Genomic DNA, 18,214 nt, shown 5'->3' with positions numbered 1-18,214 from the left:
ATGAAAGAGTTGGATCTATTAAAAAAGGACTGGCAAAAGGAAGGCCAGCCGTTCAAGCAGATTTCGGAGGAGCAGATCAATACGATGATCCACCGGAAATCATCTTCGATAGTGAAGCGGATTTTGATCATCAGCGTGTTGGAATTCCTGTTCTGGATTGCCATCTCGATGCTGCTGACCGACGACAAATACAATGCCAAAGTCGAAAACTACGGCCTGGAAACGTTTATGTTCATTTCCAACATCGTCAATTATGGCGTGCTGCTGTTCTTTATTTACTTTTTCTACAAGAATTACAAAACCATTTCCACCACCGACTCGACACACCAGTTGATGAAAAACATCCTGGCGACACGGAAAACGGTGAAATATTACATCTGGTATAACCTCGGCATCGTGGCACTCGACATCGTGCTGACACTGATTATGGAATATTACCACGATGAAAAACTCCAGACTTTACGGCAAAGTACGGAGGGTAAAGGCGTCTCGGCAGCGCTGCTGTTGGTCGGCCTGGGCATCGTGATCCTGGCCATCGGCATTGTCGCCGTCTGGCTGTTTTACCGATTGCTTTACGGCATACTGCTCAAAAAACTGTATAAGAATTATAACGAATTAAAGAAAACCGAACAATGATGCGACATATATTCAAACTGATCTGCCTGCTGGCATTCGTCCCAACCCAGGCGCAGGCCCCTACCGAAAAATCGCTGCTGTGGGAAATCAGCGGCAAAGGCCTTAAAACTTCTTACCTGTTTGGTACAATGCACGCGACCTGCGATGCCACCTTAAGCCCAAGGGTCACCGAGGGATTGGACAACACCCAGCAGCTTTACCTCGAACTCGATATGGACGATCCTTCCATGCAGGTGAAAATGATGAAGGGACTGAACATGGCCGGCGGAAAAAAAATGTCGGACCTTGTTACGCCAGAGGATTACGCCGTTGTTGATGCCTTCATGAAGAAAAACATGGGCATGTCGCTGAAAGCTGTAAACACATTCAAGCCTTTTTTTGTGAGTTCGCTGATGATTACCAAACTGCTGGATTGCCCAATGCAATCGATTGAACAGGAACTGATAAAAGTCGCCACCGCCAGTAACAAAGAAATTCTCGGACTCGAGACAGTGGAAGAACAGCTGTCGGTTTTCGACGCGATTCCGTACGAAGCACAAATGAACGAACTCGTCAAAACGGCCAAAGATGACATGGTCAATGACAAGAAGGAATTCGCAGCCTTATACGAACTCTATCAAAAACAGGACCTGAACGGCATGCTCGACTTCTCCAAAACCTCAAAAAACGAAATGACGGCTAAGTTTGATACTGAACTCCTTACAAACAGAAACGCCAACTGGATTCCGCGCATCATCAGGATCGCCGCTGAAAAACCGACTTTCTTCGGTGTAGGCGCGGCGCATCTCGGCGGTGAGAATGGTGTGATTTCGCTTTTGCGCAAGAACGGATATACGGTTAAGCCTGTGCTGTAGCAAGCCAGCTATCAGGAACACGGATCCTCCTGACTTTAGAACTTACGCTGCTTGTTTAATTCCTCCTGGAACTCCAGCTCTTCCTGCGGGATCACTTTGAGGAATGACGGATGCTGCTCGATGGCAAACTCCACTTTTTCCACGATTTGCTCGATGCTGTCATTTTCATAATCGATGCTAAGCGGTTCCTTGATCTGGAACGTCTGCAGAATGCCTTTTTTCTTCATGCGCAGTCCCTTTTTGTCAAAAGAGCGCCGAAAGCCATCAATCACAATCGGAACGACAATCGGTTTGTGATCCCTGATGATATGCGCCGTACCTTTCCTGACGGGTTTAAATGACTTTGTCGTGCCCTGCGGAAAAGTAATTACCCAACCGTCGTTGAGCGCAATCCGGATGTTTTCGGTATCGTTCGGGTTGACCTCGCGTTGTACGTCCTTACCTTTGGCGCGCCAGGTCCGCTCGACTGTAATGGCTCCTGCATAAGCGAGGATTTTCGGAAGTAAGCCTGACGTCATCGTTTCTTTTGCCGCAACATAATATAAGTTCAGCTTTGGATTCCATAGGTATCCGATGTTCTTGATATTGTCCTCCCTACCGCTCAGGCTGGCGTTAAACACATGGAACATGGCCACGACGTCGGCAAAATAGGTTTGATGGTTTGAGATAAAAAGCACATTGGTGTCCGGCAAAGTCTTCAGGATTTCAGAACCGTCGATCTGCAGTTCATTGAAACCCCGATAACGCCGGTGCGTCAGTGCGCCCAGGATGCGTATGAGCCATTTCTTCAGGAAAAGAATATGCCCAAAAGGATTTCGTTTAAACAACCCCATAGAATACTTGCAAAAAATGAAGTGCAAACATACAAAAACTTAACCGTTGACCGCGTTGTTTAGCACTTCTTTAAGTTCGCCGAGCATCATGGCAGTGGCGCCCCAGACGATTTGTCCGTCAAAATCGAATACGGGAACGTCTACGTTGTTGGCGTACGAGGTGTGTATGGATTTTACTTTAACGTTACCATCGTCAAATAAAGCTTCCAGCGGCAATTCGATGATACCGGCCACCTCGCGCGGATCAGGCACAAAGGAGGGTGTGGTGCGGCTGACCGCCAAAAAGGGCGCGACAAGGAAGTTACTGGGCGGGATATAGACTTCAGACAGGGGACGCACGATTTCTAAAAAGTCAGGCCCTACACCGACTTCTTCGCTGGTCTCACGCAAAGCCGTGGCTTGCTTCGAACAGTCATAAGATTCGACTTTGCCTCCGGGGAAAGCAATCTGCGAGGAATGCACCCCTTTGTAAGAGTTGCGCAAAATCAGCACAAGATGCGTCCTGGAGCCTTTAGGGTAAAACAGTACCAATACGGCAGCCTGCCTCGGATTTATAGTGTTCCAGTCAAGCGTTTCCATGGCCGCCCTGCGCTCAGGCGGCGACATTTTAGCATGCGCAGGTTCGCCCGGTAGCATAACTTTTCCTATTTTTGGAAGCAGTTCAAGAAAATAATCGAATTCCATACAATGATTTCAGGTTTGTAAATATACGAACCATGCGATGAAATCAGGAAACATAACCCGAATCCTTACATGTACAGCAAAGAAGAAACACAACGGCTCAAACGCGAATTCTGGATTGCATTTGCCGAAAGATACCCGCGTAAATGGTTGCTTTACGACACAAAAATCAAGGATCTGTCGTTTAAGTTTTATGCCGATAATAAAAAAGCCCAGGTTTTGCTGGAGATCGAACCCCGAAGCGAGCACAAACGCATACAATATTTCGAAAAACTGGAATCACTGAAAAATATACTCGAAGAGGAATTCATCCCCGAATTGGTATACGAAAAAAATTTCACGCAGGATACTGGCAAAACCGTAAGCCGCGTATGGATTGAAAAACAAGGACTCAGCATGAGCAACCGCACCCATTGGGATGCCATCTTTGATTTCTTTTATCAATACATGGACGCCTTCGAGCGGTTTTTTTACGAGTATGAAGATTACCTCCGCGATATTGAAGCGGAACCGTGATGTGAAAGTCATAAACAGCTTACCATAATGGCTGCAAATTACCCTTGAACAGGCTGGCATCCAGCATGATGATCATTTCTTAAAGATTTGTTAATAATCGCCGATAACCTTGCAGGAACAGCATGTTTGGCTAAATTTACATCATAACAAATCCCCCCCTAAAAAATGTTCAGATTATTTCCGGATGAAGAATTCAGGGAAGTCACGATTCCCTTTAATCTGAAATTCCGTTACGCAGTGTCAAACCATGGCCGGCTTGTCAGTTTTACCGACAATCCAAAAAATGGAACCCTGCTTAAAGGCGGAAGATCAGATGGTTACAAAACGATACAATGCAAGGTGCGTATCGATGGCAAAGTTGTCAATAAGAATATCCTGCTGTACAGGCTGGTCGCAGAATTGTTTCTCACACCGCCGTCCCCCGAGCACAAATTCATCCTGCACAAAGACCATGACCGTGCAAATGACCACTACAAAAACCTGCTCTGGGCCACTTACGAAGAAAAGCTGGCGCACCACAAGGCCAGTCCACACGTAATCAAGGCCAAAAAGAAACTCATCGAGTACAACATCAAGGCAGACGGCAAGAAACTCAGCGTAACCAAAGTGATCTACATTAAAAAACTGTTGCAGGATCCGAATCGGAAAACGCGACTGAAAATGATTGCAAAGCAGTTTGGCGTCAGCGAAATGCAGATCCGCAGGATCCAAAGCGGTGAAAACTGGAGTTCTGTAAAGGTTTAAATTAAATCCTCAAATGAATGCAGCGCGGTAATCCCGCGCTTTTGTTGTTTGCATTTAGCAGCGCATTATTTATATTCGTAAAAAAAAATCAGTGCTATGATTCATTATGTAAAAACCGATTCTGAAAATCCGGATTTTATTGCATTGGTGCGTTTGCTGGATGCCGACCTCGCCATACGTGACGGTGAAGACCATGCGTTTTACGACCAATTCAACAAAATTGCAACGTTGAAAAACGTGGTTGTCGCTTATGACAATGACGTTGCCGTCGGGTGCGGTGCCTTTAAGGAATATACGCCGGAGTTGGCCGAAGTGAAACGGATGTTTGTGCCTGAGAACCGTCGCGGCGAAGGGATTGCCTCCGGGATTCTCGCGGTGCTCGAAGCCTGGATCCTGCAAAGCGGGTATCGGGGCTGCATTCTGGAAACCGGCATCAAGCAGCCCGAGGCTATTGCATTGTACCGAAAAAACGGTTATCGGGTGATCCCGAATTTCGGGCAGTATGAAGGCATTGAAAACAGTGTCTGTTTTGAGAAAGTATTTTAGTGAATTATGGAAAGCAATTCGGACGCAGTCAGCCAGTTTATTGATGGATTTCCCGAAGCCACACGCAACAGGCTTCAAGCCGTGCGCGAAACCATTCTTCGTGCGGCACCTGAAGCGCAGGAATACATCGGCTACATGATGCCCGCTTATAAATTACATGGTCCGTTGGTATACTTTTCCGGATATAAAAACCACATCGGGTTTTATCCCGGAGCATCGGGAGTGGCACATTTTAAAGAGGAACTGTCAGACTACAAGACGGCCAAAGGTTCGATACAATTCCCTCTTGATCAACCCGTTCCCATAGAGCTGATCCGGAAGATCGTGACTTTTCGTGTTAAGGAAAATCTGGAAAGAGCCGCCGCAAAAGCCCTAAAAAAGAACTAGCATCATCCGGTTGCCCATACATTGCGATCAAGTTCATACCAATTACAGGTTTCACCATCGCATGCAAAAGTGTTCGTAAAACACAAACCGGCTTTCTGTAACACTTTGGCAGAACTTAGATTACCCTGTGCGGTGTACCCGCAAATTTTTTCCAGCTGCAGTTCCCGGAAACCAAATGCAACAAACGCCTCTGCACTTTCCGTGGCGTATCCCTTTCCCCAGTATTCAGGAATAAGGCGGTAACCGAGGTCATAAAACCGATCGTACCCATTTTTATCGCTTTCAAGCTTCAGTCCGGACCATCCTAAAAACGCACCCGTTTCTTTTAATGTCACGGCCCAGCGTCCGATGCCGTTTTGCGCGTATTGTTCGTGAATCATCCCAATAACATCTTCAACCTGCTGCATTGTCGTCACCGGATTGTTGCCAAGAAAACGATGCACTTCAGGGTCTGAGTCGAGCCTGAACATCCCCGGCGCATCGGAGAATGTGAGTTCACGCAGGATCAACCGTGGCGTTTCGATAACCTTACTCATGGCCGAGGCTGTTGTTGAATTCATCAATGCTGTCCGCTACAAAACCGTAGTCTGATTCGTGGATGTACAATTCCACGGCCAGGTCCGATGTGCCATAACCGCCCCATATTGCTGATTGGATGTCGTCTTTGATCACAACACGGACGCCCTCGGATTCTAACATTTCCTTAAGCCGCAACGCCAGGATCGCGCCACCTGAAAATATCCTGATTAACGCCATTATTCGTCTTCCTCGGATTCAAACCACAGTGGCTCCACCATGATTTTGTCGGCCAGCACTTCGACTTTCTCGGTAATCTGAGTCGTAAAAAAAAGGCGCTGCGTTTTTTCTATACTCATCGACAGGCGCTGCACCACGGCATCCATTCGGTTCTTGAATAGTTTATCCGCATCATCGACGGCAAAAATTTTGATTGTATTGAGGTTGAACCCAGCAGTTGAAAACAGGTGGTTGATTTTTTCGGGAGTGCCGATCAGCACATCCAGGCCAAGTGAAATCTGGTTTTTATCAAAATCGGTATCGCCCTTTTCGTGTACGCCAAACACGCGTAAGTCGGTGTAGTTTGCGAACGTCCGGAACAATGCCACCATTTCAATGACTTTTTCCTTATCCTGCACCAAAACGAGCGCGCGCGTGCTTTCACCCTGGGCTTTTTCGAGTTTCTGAATGACGTTGATCACCAAAGTCGTTGTTTTTCCGGTCGCTTCCGCAGATTGTACCACGACATCCGCGCCGCTCTTGATTGCCGAGAACGTTTCGGACTGCAATTCATTGGCTTCTGACAAACCGTTTTCTATGAGTGCCTGCCTGAGACTGGGGTTGATTTTCTTGAGTTCCATTAATATTTAAGCCATTTGAATAATTCCTTGTAAGTCGGTTTTTTGCCATACATCAAAATACCCACGCGGTAGATCTTGGCCGCAAACCAGACGACCAGCAGAAATGTTGCAAACAATAAAGACAACGAAATGGCCAGTTGCCACCACGGTACACCAAACGGGATCCGCATGAGCATAACGATCGGTGACGTCAATGGTATCATGGAAAATACGACAGCCACAGTGCCGTGCGGGTCATTCAATACGCTAAAAAAGCCAACGTAAACCCCGAGCATCAACGGCAAAATAATCGGCAGAAGGAACTGCTGCGAATCGGTTTCACTGTCAACGGCAGCGCCAATAGAGGCATAAATGGAGCTGTACAGGAAATAGCCCCCGATGAAATACAGCAGAAAAAAGACAACCAGCGACACCAGCGGCAAGTCGAGGACCACATCGAGATAGGAGAAAATCCCGCTGATAAATCCTGGCTGTGCGACACTCATTGCGCCGGTATCGATCCCGAAGACATTGGAAACCGTAAAAATCAGCACACCGCCGACCACGGCCCAAATCAGGAATTGCAGCACACCGGCAAGCGACGTCCCGATAATTTTTCCCATCATCAGCGTAAATGGTTTTACCGAAGAGATGATGATTTCGATGATCCGGTTGGTTTTTTCCTCGATTACGCTACGCATCACCATGTTGCCGTAGATGATGATGAACATCATGATCAGGTATCCAAACGCGGCACCGACCCCGATTTTAAGTTCATTCAGCCCTTTAATCGTGGCCTCGCCAGAAGATTTCACGAGGTTGATGTTGACTTTGGCTTCAGCGCTTTTGATTTTTGTAACGTCGAGTCCGAGTTTTTCATAATTGGATTTCGTAAGGCTTGCTGCAATGACATCCTGGATGTCGCCTATAAAACCCATGCTGGGGCTGTCGTTCGAAATGTATTGGATGCTGTTTTGAAGCGCGGAGTTGTCCGGAACTTTTGGGATGAAAATAATGCCTTCGTACCTTTCAGCGACCAGGCTGTCCTTAAGTACTTTCATGTCGACGCTTGAAAAATCTCCGAATGTATAGTCATCGGAACTTTTAAAGTCCTTCACGAACATGCCCGACTCATCATGTACGGCTATCGACTTCGCATCCGATTTCATCGTTGCCAGGAAAGCCACGAACGAAATCAAACCGACAACCAAGAGCGGACTCAAAAAGGTCATTACAATAAATGACTTGTTGCGCACTTTGGCGATAAATTCCCTTTTTATTATTAAAGATAAAGTACTCATGTTTGGTTATTTTTGGCTGACAGTTTGGATGAAGATATCGTTTACACTTGGGATTTTTTCCATAAAGTGAGTCACCTGCCCGCGTTGCATCAGGATGTGCAGCAATTCGTTGGCAGGCGCATCGCCAATCCGGATTTCAAGTTTAAGGTCGTCGTTGAGTGATTTGAAGTCAGCCTGCCCGACGGTAAATTTTTGTGTCAGGTCGTACATCAGTCCTTCCACATTTGATGTCATGATGCCCACCTCAAAACTGTTGGTGCGGAATTGCTTCTTGACATCGCTGAGTTTTCCTTCGATCAACTTATTGGATTGGTGGATCAGCGCTATGTGATCGCAAAGTTCCTCGACGCTTTCCATGCGGTGTGTAGAGAAAATGATTGTAGAACCCTGTTTCTGCAATTCGAGGATTTCGTCCTTAATGATATTTGCGTTTACGGGATCAAATCCGGAAAACGGCTCGTCAAAAATCAGCAATTTGGGCTTGTGCAGCACGCAAACGACGAATTGGATTTTTTGCGCCATCCCTTTCGACAATTCCTGGATTTTCTTATCCCACCAGCCCTGGATTTCGAGGCGATCGAACCAGTAATCAAGTTGTGCTTTGGCCTCTGCCTTTGAAAGGCCTTTCATTTGGGCAAGATACAGGCACTGCTCCCCCACCTTCATCGTTTTATATAACCCACGCTCTTCAGGAAGATAGCCGATGTGCTGTACATGTTTGGGTTGCAGCGGTTCCCCGTCAAGGAGCACGGTGCCGCTGTCCGGCATCGTAATTTGGTTGATGATCCGGATCAGGGAAGTCTTCCCGGCGCCGTTGGGGCCTAACAGTCCGTAAATACTGCCTTTGGGAACCGTTATGGACACTTCATTCAAAGCAGTGTAATTGCCGTATTGCTTTACGACCTTCGTCACTTCAAGTATATTACTCATACAGAAATTGGTTTGTGTAAAAGTAGGCAATTCAGAACGAAAAGGGAATCGGCCGCAAAAAAAAACCCACCCTTATTTGCACAAGGATGGGAAAAATTGCTATGAAAAAGAAATTACTAGTTACCTAGTAAAGTCCAAATATAATATTTTTTTAAATATCATGAAAACATATCCTTAACTTTTTCAAAAAAAGATTTTTCTGATTTTTCCGGGTTCGGAATGAAGTTCGGATCTGTCAGTGATTTCTCAAAAAACTGGCGTTGTTCCTTACTGAGGTTCTTCGGTGTCCATACGTTGATGTGCACCAGAAGGTCTCCCGTTCCATAACCGTTGATGCTCGGGATTCCCTTATTTTTCAGCCTCAGGATTTTACCCGATTGGATCCCTTCCTCGAGCTTGATCCTGACTTTACCGTTAACCGCTTCAATATCTTTTGAAATTCCGAGCGCGGCCTCGGCAATGCTGATGTACAAATCAAGGTGCAGGTTCTCCCCTTCCCTTTTCAGCGTTTCGTGCTCGAGCTCTTCAATGGCGACAATCAGGTCACCAGGAATGCCGTTGCCTGGCGCGTCGTTCCCTTTATTGGCCACCTTCAGTTGCATCCCGTCAGTGACACCCGCCGGGATCTTGATCGATACGGTTTCTTCCTGCGAAATCATGCCGTGCGCATCGGCGTTGTTTGGACGGGTCTCGATAATCTGCCCCGATCCGCCACATGCGCTGCAGGTTGACGCGGACTGCATTCGTCCCAAAATCGTGTTGGTGACGCGCATGACCTGTCCTGAACCATTACACGTAGGGCATGTTTTATATTTTACGCCGGGTGCCTGCACGCTGCGTTTCACTTTTATTTTCTTTTCGACCCCATTCGCCACTTCTTCAAGCGTGAGCTTGACTTTGATGCGCAGGTTACTGCCTTTCACCCTACGCTGGCCACCGCCGCCGCCGCCAAATCCACCGAAACCACCGCCAAAACTTCCGAAGATATCGCCGAACTGGCTGAAAATGTCATCCATATTCATGCCGCCACCGTTAAATCCGCCGCTGCCGTCGAAAGCCTGGTGTCCAAACTGGTCGTACTTAGCTTTTTTCTGCGGATCGCTCAGCACCTCATAGGCTTCGGCTGCAGCCTTGAAGTTTTCCTCGGCCTGCTTGTCTCCCGGATTTTTGTCAGGATGGTACTCAATGGCCTTTTTGCGATACGCTTTTTTGATTTCAGCAGCATCAGCTCCTTTGGAAATGCCCAATATTTCGTAAAAATCTTTTTTCATTTTGTCTTGTGTTAACGGGAATATTACTGACCGGTCACTACTTTCGGGAATCTGATAATGCGGTCTCCGAGTTTGTAGCCCTTTTCAATCACATCGACGATCTTACCTTTCAGGTTAGGCGAAGGCGCCGGAATTTGCGTAATGGCTTCAGCAATATCCGCGTCGAAAATATCGCCAGCCTTGATGGTTACCTCTTCCAAGCCTTTGGAAACCAAAGTGTTCTTTAATTTTTCGTGAATCAGTTCGACACCGCGCAGCAATACATCATCCTCAGACTTCCTGATCTCCGTAATGGCGCGGTCAAAGTCGTCCAGGACCGGCAGCATTGCCTGCAATACGTCCTGATTGGCAGTTTTATACAGGTCCAAACGTTCTTTAGAAGTCCTCTTTTTGTAATTTTCAAACTCGGCAAAAAGGCGCAGGAATTTGTCTTTTTCATTCGCAAGATCTTTTGCCATTTGCTCTTCAGCGGTCAATTCTTCTACGATAAGCTGTTCGCCATTGGCATTGTTTTCAATAGTGGCTGCGTCCAGCTCCTGCTCATTTTCTGTGCTTTCGGTATTCATTTTTGCTTTATTTTTAAAAATATCCCTGAATGTATTTTTCATCGGTTTGCCTGTCAGCAAAAGTGTTGCCAAACAGCCAAAAATGTCAAATTGTCACCAAAACGGACAACCGGATTTTCGGCAAAAGTAAATAAAGCCAACCAAAGGGCATAAAAAAATCCGTTTTTAAACGGATCAGGATTTGGTAAGCAACTGCCGGAGTGCCTGCTCCAGGTAGTCATACTGAAACTGGTAACCCCAATCGCGCACTTTTGTAGCGCTGGCGTTCTGGCTCGCATACAACACGGTATGCATTTCGCCCAACACCATCTGCATCAGGAATTCCGGTATGTTGGGCATGAAGAAAGGTTTCTTAAGCGTACGGGCAATGGTTTTCATCATTTCCCTGTTGGTCACCGGATGCGGCGCAACCGCATTGAACGCCCCCGCCCATTGCTGGTCAGCAGCCATGCGGTAAATACCAACAAGGTCATCTATATGGATCCAGGATTGGTACTGTTTGCCACTCCCGAATGCGGCACCCAATCCCAAGGTGACAGGTCGTACCATTTCAGGAAGTGCGCCGCCCTGATCGGACAAGACGATACCGGTCCGGATTTTTGCCACCTTTATATTAAGGAGCTTGAATTTATCGGCGACCTGCTCCCACTTTTCGACGACATGTCCGAGAAAACCTTGATCGACTTCTTTGGTATCTTCTGTATATACGTTTTTAAGGCTGTCTGGATAAATGCCTGTAGCTGATGCCGAAATGAGGTGCTTCACCTGATGCGGGTTATTCTTAAGTGTGCTGAAAAGTAAATTTCCCGATAGCACCCGGCTTTCGATAATTTCCTGCTTGTATTTGTTGGTCCAACGTTTGCTGATGTTTGCGCCGGCAAGGTGAATAATAGTCTCCACGCCGTCGATGGCGCGGCCGTCGATCTCACTTTTTTCGGGATTCCAGTAAAATCCCCTGAAGTGTGATTCAGTCGCCAGGGATCCTTTTGACGTTGTCAGGTAATGAATGTCGTGCCCGTGGCGCAGGAGCGTTGAGACGAGTGCTTTCCCTATCAGGCCTGTCGCACCGGTGATCAGTATTTTCATTTTGGAAGGTTTTTCCCAAATTTACGTTTGATATCGCAAAACAGAAAGTTAATTGGCGTGGCTTTAACGAAGTTTTAAGCTTTTAACCTCACCGTCCATTGAAATCGCATTTCTGAAACCACGACATTGTCCTCGTTCGTTCCAACCGACAGCAGCCAAACCGTTTGCGCCGCGCCGCTCTGCACTGCGTTCGCAATGGTTTCTTTCACAAGGATTCCGTCACGGCACACAAAGGTGATTTTTCCGGTCGCTTTTTTAGAGAAACTGCTTTGGGACTCGGCCACGAGCATGGAAATGTCTGCCCCTGACTCTTTGATGTATTTCATCACTAAGGCACCCGCAGACAATTCAGCCGCCATGGCCTGCACCGCAAAGTACATCGACCGGAAAGGATTCTGGTTGATCCACCGATGCCGAACAGAAACACGGCAAATTTCCTGATTGATTTCAGTAGTACGCACACCGCACAAGTAGGCAGACGGCAGTTTAAATAAAACGGAAAGGTTGATTTTTCGGGGTGTCAACTCCATATATTATTGATATTTTGGTAAATATAGTCAATTTTGAAAAACGATCTAAATGTTAATATTATGTTAATATACACTACTTTGTATTGCATAATACCTTTTTTTAGACTTATCTTTGTATAAGAAATTAATAGCCTATCAATAGTATTGTATGGCCTGCGAGTTTCAATCATCATCAAAAACCGAAATCATGCAAACCACCAATTACAATTCGACTGCCAGCATCATGCACATGAGCACGTTTTCACAGTATCTGTTTCCATTCGGGAATTTCATTTTCCCGGTTATCATCTGGAGTTCAGTGAAAGACCGTTCCGCCTATGTTGACCAGCAGGGCAAAGAGGTCATCAACTTCCAGCTCAGTATTTTTATTTATCAGGTCGTGCTTGTCCTGACCGCCATCCCGATTTTTTTAATGACCATACTGCAACATGTGGAGTTTAATTCCGTCATTCACGATAACGAGATATTTATCCGGTCAATCAGGACTTCGGGATTCCCTACACTGGCTATTGTAGGCATTGTAGCAGTATTCCTGGCAGCCTGCCTGCAATTGTTTGAATTTTTTATGACGGTTTACGCCGCCGTAAAAACATCAAACGGACAGGACTTCAAATATCCGTTAGCAATCAAATTTTTAAAATAACCGAGTTTCAATCATCATCAAATCAATCAAAATCAATCATTAATCACCCGGGGCGCAGCCGAATGCCGGAGCGCACCGGAAAAAAATCAATCATCATGTTAAAAATCACAACAACCATCGTTTTATTCTTAATCGGAATGTTAACCCAGGCACAGGTATCGGAAAACAGGGCCATCCCGGACTTTTCCAGAATCGAAGTAAAAAACGGAATCACCATCAGTTATTCCGTCGATCCCGTCCCGTCTGCAAAAATGCAAAGCGGCAGCAACGAAAACCTCAGCAACATCATGCTGGACGTGAAAAACGGCACACTGAAAGTTTATACCGCTGATGGAAACCCTGTAAACGGCGTTACGGTGTACCTTCAAAGCGCGGGCCTAAGTGCGTTGTCGGCCTCGTCAAAGGCACAGGTTGTCCTTCCGCAGATATTGGAAACACGCTCGATAGACATCGCACTGTCATCGGGCGCAAAATTTACCGGCATGATCCGGTCACGCGCCAATACGACAGTAAAAGTATCGGACAACGCCAGTTTCAACGGACGCGTCGATACCGGAAGACTGTCCGGTGAATTCACCGACAGTGCGACAGTGGTGCTTTCAGGAAACGCTTATGATGCATTCCTGTATACGGACAAAAATGTGAAAGTGAGCGCGCTGAATCTGGACACGGAAAACGCCGTTGTTTTTGCCTCAGGTCAATCGGCGGTGCGACTGCACGCTGGGACAAACCTTTCGCTGAATATCGCCGACGGCGCCAGGGTCACCTATTCCGGCAGTCCGAAGAACGTACAATACAGCGAAGGCGCATTGGCCACAATTAAAGATAAAAGCACAAACGGATTGTCGGCCAATTAAGATGGCTTACACCCGAAACGAATTAAAAACAGCGAAGAAATTATGAATATCGAAAACACGAAAGCCCAAATGCGTAAAGGTGTTCTTGAGTTCTGCATCTTATCGGTCCTTCGGGAAAAAGATGCTTACACCTCGGAAATTTTAGATACCTTGAAAAACGCAAAATTGCTGGTGGTCGAAGGCACGGTATATCCGCTGCTGACCAGGCTTAAAAACGACGGACTCCTCAACTACCGTTGGGAAGAATCGACTTCAGGGCCGCCAAGGAAATATTACGGCCTGACCGAATTAGGACAAACATTTTTGAAAGAACTCAACGGCACCTGGACAGAATTATCCGATGCGGTGTCCATAATCACTAACCAAAATAATAAATAGTCATGAACAAAACGGTAAATATAAATCTGGGAGGAATGTTCTTCTATATTGATGAGGATGCCTACCAAAAACTGTCCCGCTATTTTGACGCCATAAAACGTTCCCTGTCAAACTCTAACGGGCAGGACGAGATCATCCGCGATATCGAGATGCGCATCGCCGAACTGATTTCGGAAAAACACACCAATCCCAAACAGGTCATCAGCCTGAAGGAACTCGACGAAGTGATCGCCGTCATGGGCCAGCCCGAAGACTACCGACTGGACAATGAGATGAACGACGGGCCTTCAAAAGCCGGTAATGCCTTCGACAGCAACCCCAACGGACCCGTGAAAAAGAAACTGTACCGAGACCGCGAAAACGGTATGATAGGCGGTGTGCTTGCCGGATTGGGGCATTATTTCGGGGTGGATAAAGTATGGCTGCGCATCGCACTGCTTGTGCTGGTATTCTTCTACGGAACCGGACTGCTGGCTTATATCATCCTTTGGATTGTGATGCCGGAAGCGGTGACCACGACCGAGAAACTCGAAATGCACGGCGAACCCATTACGATCTCCAATATCGAGAAGAAAGTGCGTGAGGAATTTGATAACGTGGCAGAGCGTATCAAAAATGCCGACTATGACAAAATGGGCAAGCAGGCCCGGCATACCGCGGGGCAATTCAGCACCTCTATAGGCGATGTGATCGTGAATATCTTCAAGGTATTTGCAAAAGTGTTCGGCGTAATCCTCATCATCATGTCGATTCCGGTCGTGATTTGTTTACTGATCGGCGTGTTTACACTGGGTTCGATCCATTTCATGCGTTACCCCTGGTCCGATTATATAGAAGCGGGCAATTTCTCTGAATATCCGATATGGGTTTTCGGCCTGCTGATGTTTTTCGCCATCGGGATTCCCTTTTTCTTCCTCGCTATTCTGGGCTTTAAATTGTTGATCACCAATATGAAATCAATCGGAAGCGCTGCAAAATACACTTTACTGGGATTGTGGATCTTATCTGTAGGGATACTGATCACCTTAGGTATAAACGAAGCGGTTGAAAGATCAGAAGAAGGCCGTGCCACGCAAAAACAAAGCTTCGTACTCAATCCGCAGGACACACTGCAGATTTCTTTCAGGCACAATGACTTTTATGCCCGCAACGTGTACGACCGCGAAGACATGAAAATCACCCAGGATTCTACCGATGCGGCGATTTTATACTCAAACAACGTCCGGTTGTACATTGAAAAAACCGACGAGGCTTCGCCCTATCTTTCCATTGAAAAGCAGGCGCGCGGAAATTCGGTTTCCAATGCCAGGAAAATTGCTGAAAAAATCCGGTACAGCTATAAAATAGAAGGAAATAAATTAATTTTGAATAATTATTGGCTGACCGATGCATCGAATAAATTCCGCGACCAGTATGTGGAGTTGCACCTCTACCTGCCTGAAGGAACGAAATTTAAGGCCGATGCCAGCGTACGGGATTACGACGCATCTTACGACGATTTCTTCAACCTGCATTACAGCTCTGACCAGTACATCTACCGGATGGGCCATGACCAGGTAAAGTGCCTCGACTGCCCTGTGGAAGAAAACGACCATAACGACGTTAGTACAGAGGACAATGAGCGTGTTACCGATTCAACGGTGACGACGACCACGACCATCCGCGATGACAATGGCAAGGTGATCATCGAAACCAGGACGCCCACGCCGCCAGCAAAAGCCGGCACAGGCGGAAAAGGACTGACCACCGATAAAGACGGAACCATCATTAAAAAATAACACCATGATCAAAGCAATCATTTTCCTAACAAAAATCGTCATCGCAGCAGCTATCGGCCTGCTATTCGTTTCCTGCAGGTACAATGTCAACTTTGGCGACGGGATTGACGGAAGCGGAAACGTAATCAGGCAAAACCGCAGCATCTCCGGCAATTTCACCGGAGTTAGTGCCGACGGCGGCATCGAGGTCATTGTCGAGCAGGGCGCCGGCACTGAAGTAACAGTCGAAGCGGATGACAACATTATGTCGTTGATCAAGACAGAGGTCATAAATGGCATCCTGACCGTCCGCACCGACGGCAGCTATTCAACGGCTAACGGTCCTGTGGTCACCGTAAGGCTACCCGAGATCAAAGAACTCCAAGCGGATGGTGGCGCCACGTTGCGCGGTAATGGGAAACTGATCTGCGAAAGACTGGAATTGCATTCGAGCGGCGGAGCGCAGCTTGACGTTCACGTCGAGGCAGACACTATGTCAATGGATGCCAGTGGAGGCGCCGGCATAGATGTCAGCGGAAAAGCACTGGACGTAGAAATCTCGGCCAGCGGCGGAAGCCCGGTCGATGCAGAACAACTACAGGCCAACAATATCAAAGCCGATGCGAGCGGTGGCGCGAGCATTTCAGTGTATCCGATATTGAAACTCGATGCCGAGGCAAGCGGAGGCGGTTCTGTGGGCTACCATAAAATCCCGAAAACCCTCTCCAAGTCGGAATCAGGCGGTGGATCGGTCTCAGAGGAATAGTCCATTTTGAAGTTAGTAAAGCATCCGCTCCTTTTGGGGCGGATTTTTTTTGTACCGGAATGCATCGCCCTCACTACCCGCTTGTTCAGAGTGAAGCGCGACCCAACATTAAATCATTGTTAAATGCATTTCTCTTGTCGATCAAATTCTTGAACTTTATAACACACAACTTATTATCAAACTGTTATGGAAAATGAAATCATCAAACTGGAGAAAAACTATTGGCAGGGCATGGAAGACCATGATTACGAAACCGTAAAACAGCTCACCCGCTTTCCGTGTACTGTGGCAGGTAAAAACGGTGTGATGCGCGTTGATGAAAATGAATTCAAGCACATGTTCGATTCGGGTTCAGGTGCGGACATCAGGGTTACCGACATTAGCATGGCTGCAGTCGAGGTCTTTGGCAACAGTGCCATTATTGGCTACACGATTACCATAGGATCGAAAAGCGACGCGCAGAAGCAGCCGATGCAGTGCGCCTGTACTTCCACATGGATCAAAGAACAGGATTCGTGGCGTTGTGCGATGCACACTGAATCCGAGTTGGTTCAGGAATAAACGCAAATATCCCGGTGCCGCCTCCGAACGAATTGACGCTATTTTATGTAGCGTTTTTTTTTGTAATCCGCGCAAGCAATCGATTTTCCGACCTAAGCAACTTTTCATATATTTGGCAAACCCAATCATATGAAACATGAAAAAAACTGCATTCACCCTGATGCTGCTTTTGCTGAGCGGAATGGCATTTGCGCAGGGAAAAGAAAAACTCAGAGGCTCTAAAATTGTCGTGATCGAACAAAAAGAGGTCGAATCGTTTGACGGACTTGAAGTACGTGACAACCTCGAAGTATCACTGATTAAAGGCGATAAAAATGGTGTTGAGCTGGAAGCCGACGACAACCTGCAACCGGCACTGGGCATTGCAATGAATGGCAGTGTGATGATCCTTTTTATGGCCAAAGAAATTACCGGTGAGAAAAAATTCAGCGTCCGGGTCACTTACACCGACAGTTTCAAGACTGTCGTCACAAAAAATGAATCACGGGTCAATGCCCTGGAAGAGGTGAAACTCGATGAGATTTCGTTTCAGTCGTTCGACGGTTCAAGACTGTACCTGAACCTCGGATGCAAATCGTTCTCAATAACCGCAAACGATAAATCCAGAACAGAATTGAACGCTAAGTCGGAAAGTGGAACTCTTGTCCTGAGCAAGAACGCCGACATCAAGGCACTTATATCGGCGACGGCATTAAAATGCGACTTATACCAGAAAGCATCGGCCAAGATTGAGGGCGATGTGCTCGACATGACCCTGCGTATGGACAACAACGCGGCATTTACGGGAAAAGGCCTCACCGTAAAGAATATGGCCCTTACCACCGAAGGCTATGTCAATTGCAGCGTATTTGCTGACAGCACGCTGATTCTTGACGCCTCAGGCAGCTCAGAGGTTACCATATACGGCGAGCCAAAAATCGACCTTAAGAAACTCGCGGACAATGCCACATTGTTCAAGAAGACGTTGAAATAGCCGGCGGTCTTTATGATGGCCGACAGCATAAAAAATTCATTGT

General features: G+C 46.9%; 24 protein-coding genes. 13 read left to right on the top strand and 11 right to left on the bottom strand.

All coding sequences use genetic code 11. From position 1 onward, the window contains the following. The gene (locus tag HYN48_RS08605) at positions 1–636 is read left to right on the top strand and encodes a hypothetical protein (RefSeq protein ID WP_108370716.1); all 636 of its coding nucleotides are present in this window, start codon (positions 1–3) and stop codon (positions 634–636) included. After that, a complete protein-coding gene (locus HYN48_RS08600; protein ID WP_108370715.1) occupies positions 633–1,490 on the top strand; it encodes a TraB/GumN family protein in 858 nt (285 codons plus the stop codon). The genes HYN48_RS08605 and HYN48_RS08600 overlap by 4 nt, the downstream gene beginning before the upstream one ends. Before the next feature lie 35 nt (positions 1,491–1,525). Here HYN48_RS08600 and HYN48_RS08595 read toward each other — a convergent pair whose 3' ends face one another. Together HYN48_RS08595 and HYN48_RS08590 are read right to left on the bottom strand one after the other, a co-directional pair. Beyond that, positions 1,526–2,323: a lysophospholipid acyltransferase family protein gene (locus HYN48_RS08595; RefSeq protein ID WP_108370714.1), complete on the bottom strand. Its 798-nt coding sequence runs from the start codon at positions 2,321–2,323 to the stop codon at positions 1,526–1,528. A 39-nt stretch (positions 2,324–2,362) separates the two neighbouring features. Beyond that, complete coding sequence (locus HYN48_RS08590; protein WP_108370713.1) at positions 2,363–3,007, bottom strand: NUDIX hydrolase; 645 nt, start codon at positions 3,005–3,007, stop codon at positions 2,363–2,365. 69 nt (positions 3,008–3,076) lie between these two features. Here HYN48_RS08590 and HYN48_RS08585 point away from each other — a divergent pair, with 69 nt between their 5' ends. From HYN48_RS08585 to HYN48_RS08570, 4 genes are all read left to right on the top strand, one after another. Beyond that, positions 3,077–3,520, top strand: coding sequence for a DUF4268 domain-containing protein (locus HYN48_RS08585; RefSeq protein ID WP_108370712.1), 444 nt, complete (start codon positions 3,077–3,079; stop codon positions 3,518–3,520). A 165-nt stretch (positions 3,521–3,685) separates the two neighbouring features. After that, entirely contained in the window at positions 3,686–4,264 is a 579-nt protein-coding gene (locus tag HYN48_RS08580) for an HNH endonuclease family protein (protein WP_108370711.1), read from the top strand. Positions 4,265–4,360: 96 nt separating this feature from the next. After that, positions 4,361–4,810, top strand: coding sequence for a GNAT family N-acetyltransferase (locus HYN48_RS08575; RefSeq protein ID WP_108370710.1), 450 nt, complete (start codon positions 4,361–4,363; stop codon positions 4,808–4,810). 6 nt (positions 4,811–4,816) lie between these two features. Then, positions 4,817–5,197 (top strand): iron chaperone, encoded by a 381-nt coding sequence (locus tag HYN48_RS08570; protein ID WP_108370709.1) that lies wholly within the window; start codon positions 4,817–4,819, stop codon positions 5,195–5,197. A gap of 2 nt (positions 5,198–5,199) precedes the next feature. Here HYN48_RS08570 and HYN48_RS08565 read toward each other — a convergent pair whose 3' ends face one another. The 9 genes from HYN48_RS08565 to HYN48_RS08525 all read right to left on the bottom strand — a co-directional run bounded on the left by HYN48_RS08565 (position 5,200) and on the right by HYN48_RS08525 (position 12,236). Then, positions 5,200–5,733: a GNAT family N-acetyltransferase gene (locus tag HYN48_RS08565; RefSeq protein ID WP_108373496.1), complete on the bottom strand. Its 534-nt coding sequence runs from the start codon at positions 5,731–5,733 to the stop codon at positions 5,200–5,202. Beyond that, positions 5,726–5,953 carry a putative signal transducing protein gene (locus tag HYN48_RS08560; protein WP_108370708.1) on the bottom strand — a complete coding sequence of 76 codons (228 nt, stop codon included), beginning with the start codon at positions 5,951–5,953 and terminating at the stop codon, positions 5,726–5,728. Before HYN48_RS08560 ends, HYN48_RS08565 begins: the two co-directional genes overlap by 8 nt. After that, entirely contained in the window at positions 5,953–6,573 is a 621-nt protein-coding gene (locus tag HYN48_RS08555; RefSeq protein ID WP_108370707.1) for a DEAD/DEAH box helicase, read from the bottom strand. Before HYN48_RS08555 ends, HYN48_RS08560 begins: the two co-directional genes overlap by 1 nt. Continuing rightward, positions 6,573–7,853 carry an ABC transporter permease gene (locus tag HYN48_RS08550; protein WP_108370706.1) on the bottom strand — a complete coding sequence of 427 codons (1,281 nt, stop codon included), beginning with the start codon at positions 7,851–7,853 and terminating at the stop codon, positions 6,573–6,575. The genes HYN48_RS08555 and HYN48_RS08550 overlap by 1 nt, the downstream gene beginning before the upstream one ends. Positions 7,854–7,859: 6 nt before the next feature. After that, the gene (locus tag HYN48_RS08545; protein ID WP_108370705.1) at positions 7,860–8,783 is read right to left on the bottom strand and encodes an ABC transporter ATP-binding protein; all 924 of its coding nucleotides are present in this window, start codon (positions 8,781–8,783) and stop codon (positions 7,860–7,862) included. Between the two features lie 158 nt (positions 8,784–8,941). Further along, on the bottom strand, positions 8,942–10,054 hold the full coding sequence (dnaJ, locus tag HYN48_RS08540) for a molecular chaperone DnaJ (RefSeq protein WP_108370704.1): 1,113 nt from the start codon (positions 10,052–10,054) through the stop codon (positions 8,942–8,944). Positions 10,055–10,077: 23 nt separating this feature from the next. Then, entirely contained in the window at positions 10,078–10,620 is a 543-nt protein-coding gene (locus HYN48_RS08535) for a nucleotide exchange factor GrpE (RefSeq protein ID WP_425433091.1), read from the bottom strand. 174 nt (positions 10,621–10,794) lie between these two features. Next, positions 10,795–11,706, bottom strand: coding sequence for a TIGR01777 family oxidoreductase (locus HYN48_RS08530; RefSeq protein ID WP_108370702.1), 912 nt, complete (start codon positions 11,704–11,706; stop codon positions 10,795–10,797). 74 nt (positions 11,707–11,780) lie between these two features. Beyond that, positions 11,781–12,236, bottom strand: a complete 456-nt coding sequence (locus tag HYN48_RS08525; RefSeq protein ID WP_108370701.1) for a DUF4442 domain-containing protein — start codon at positions 12,234–12,236, stop codon at positions 11,781–11,783. A gap of 187 nt (positions 12,237–12,423) precedes the next feature. On the opposite strand from HYN48_RS08525, the gene HYN48_RS08515 reads away from it, so the two are divergent. From HYN48_RS08515 to HYN48_RS08485, 7 genes are all read left to right on the top strand, one after another. Next, the gene (locus HYN48_RS08515) at positions 12,424–12,879 is read left to right on the top strand and encodes a DUF4870 domain-containing protein (protein ID WP_181248445.1); all 456 of its coding nucleotides are present in this window, start codon (positions 12,424–12,426) and stop codon (positions 12,877–12,879) included. A 95-nt stretch (positions 12,880–12,974) separates the two neighbouring features. After that, positions 12,975–13,736, top strand: a complete 762-nt coding sequence (locus HYN48_RS08510) for a GIN domain-containing protein (protein WP_181248444.1) — start codon at positions 12,975–12,977, stop codon at positions 13,734–13,736. A gap of 42 nt (positions 13,737–13,778) precedes the next feature. Continuing rightward, the gene (locus tag HYN48_RS08505; RefSeq protein ID WP_108370697.1) at positions 13,779–14,114 is read left to right on the top strand and encodes a PadR family transcriptional regulator; all 336 of its coding nucleotides are present in this window, start codon (positions 13,779–13,781) and stop codon (positions 14,112–14,114) included. Between the two features lie 2 nt (positions 14,115–14,116). After that, entirely contained in the window at positions 14,117–15,892 is a 1,776-nt protein-coding gene (locus HYN48_RS08500; RefSeq protein ID WP_108370696.1) for a PspC domain-containing protein, read from the top strand. A gap of 4 nt (positions 15,893–15,896) precedes the next feature. After that, the gene (locus HYN48_RS08495) at positions 15,897–16,637 is read left to right on the top strand and encodes a head GIN domain-containing protein (protein ID WP_108370695.1); all 741 of its coding nucleotides are present in this window, start codon (positions 15,897–15,899) and stop codon (positions 16,635–16,637) included. A gap of 186 nt (positions 16,638–16,823) precedes the next feature. Continuing rightward, positions 16,824–17,198 (top strand): nuclear transport factor 2 family protein, encoded by a 375-nt coding sequence (locus HYN48_RS08490; RefSeq protein WP_108370694.1) that lies wholly within the window; start codon positions 16,824–16,826, stop codon positions 17,196–17,198. 136 nt (positions 17,199–17,334) lie between these two features. Next, positions 17,335–18,171: a GIN domain-containing protein gene (locus HYN48_RS08485; protein ID WP_108370693.1), complete on the top strand. Its 837-nt coding sequence runs from the start codon at positions 17,335–17,337 to the stop codon at positions 18,169–18,171. Positions 18,172–18,214 lie beyond the last annotated feature (43 nt).

Source organism: Flavobacterium magnum (assembly GCF_003055625.1).
In the GTDB taxonomy this organism is placed as follows: domain Bacteria; phylum Bacteroidota; class Bacteroidia; order Flavobacteriales; family Flavobacteriaceae; genus Flavobacterium; species Flavobacterium magnum.
The sequence above is the reverse complement of the archived record's forward strand: the minus strand, read 5'-3'. Positions and strand labels throughout refer to the sequence as shown.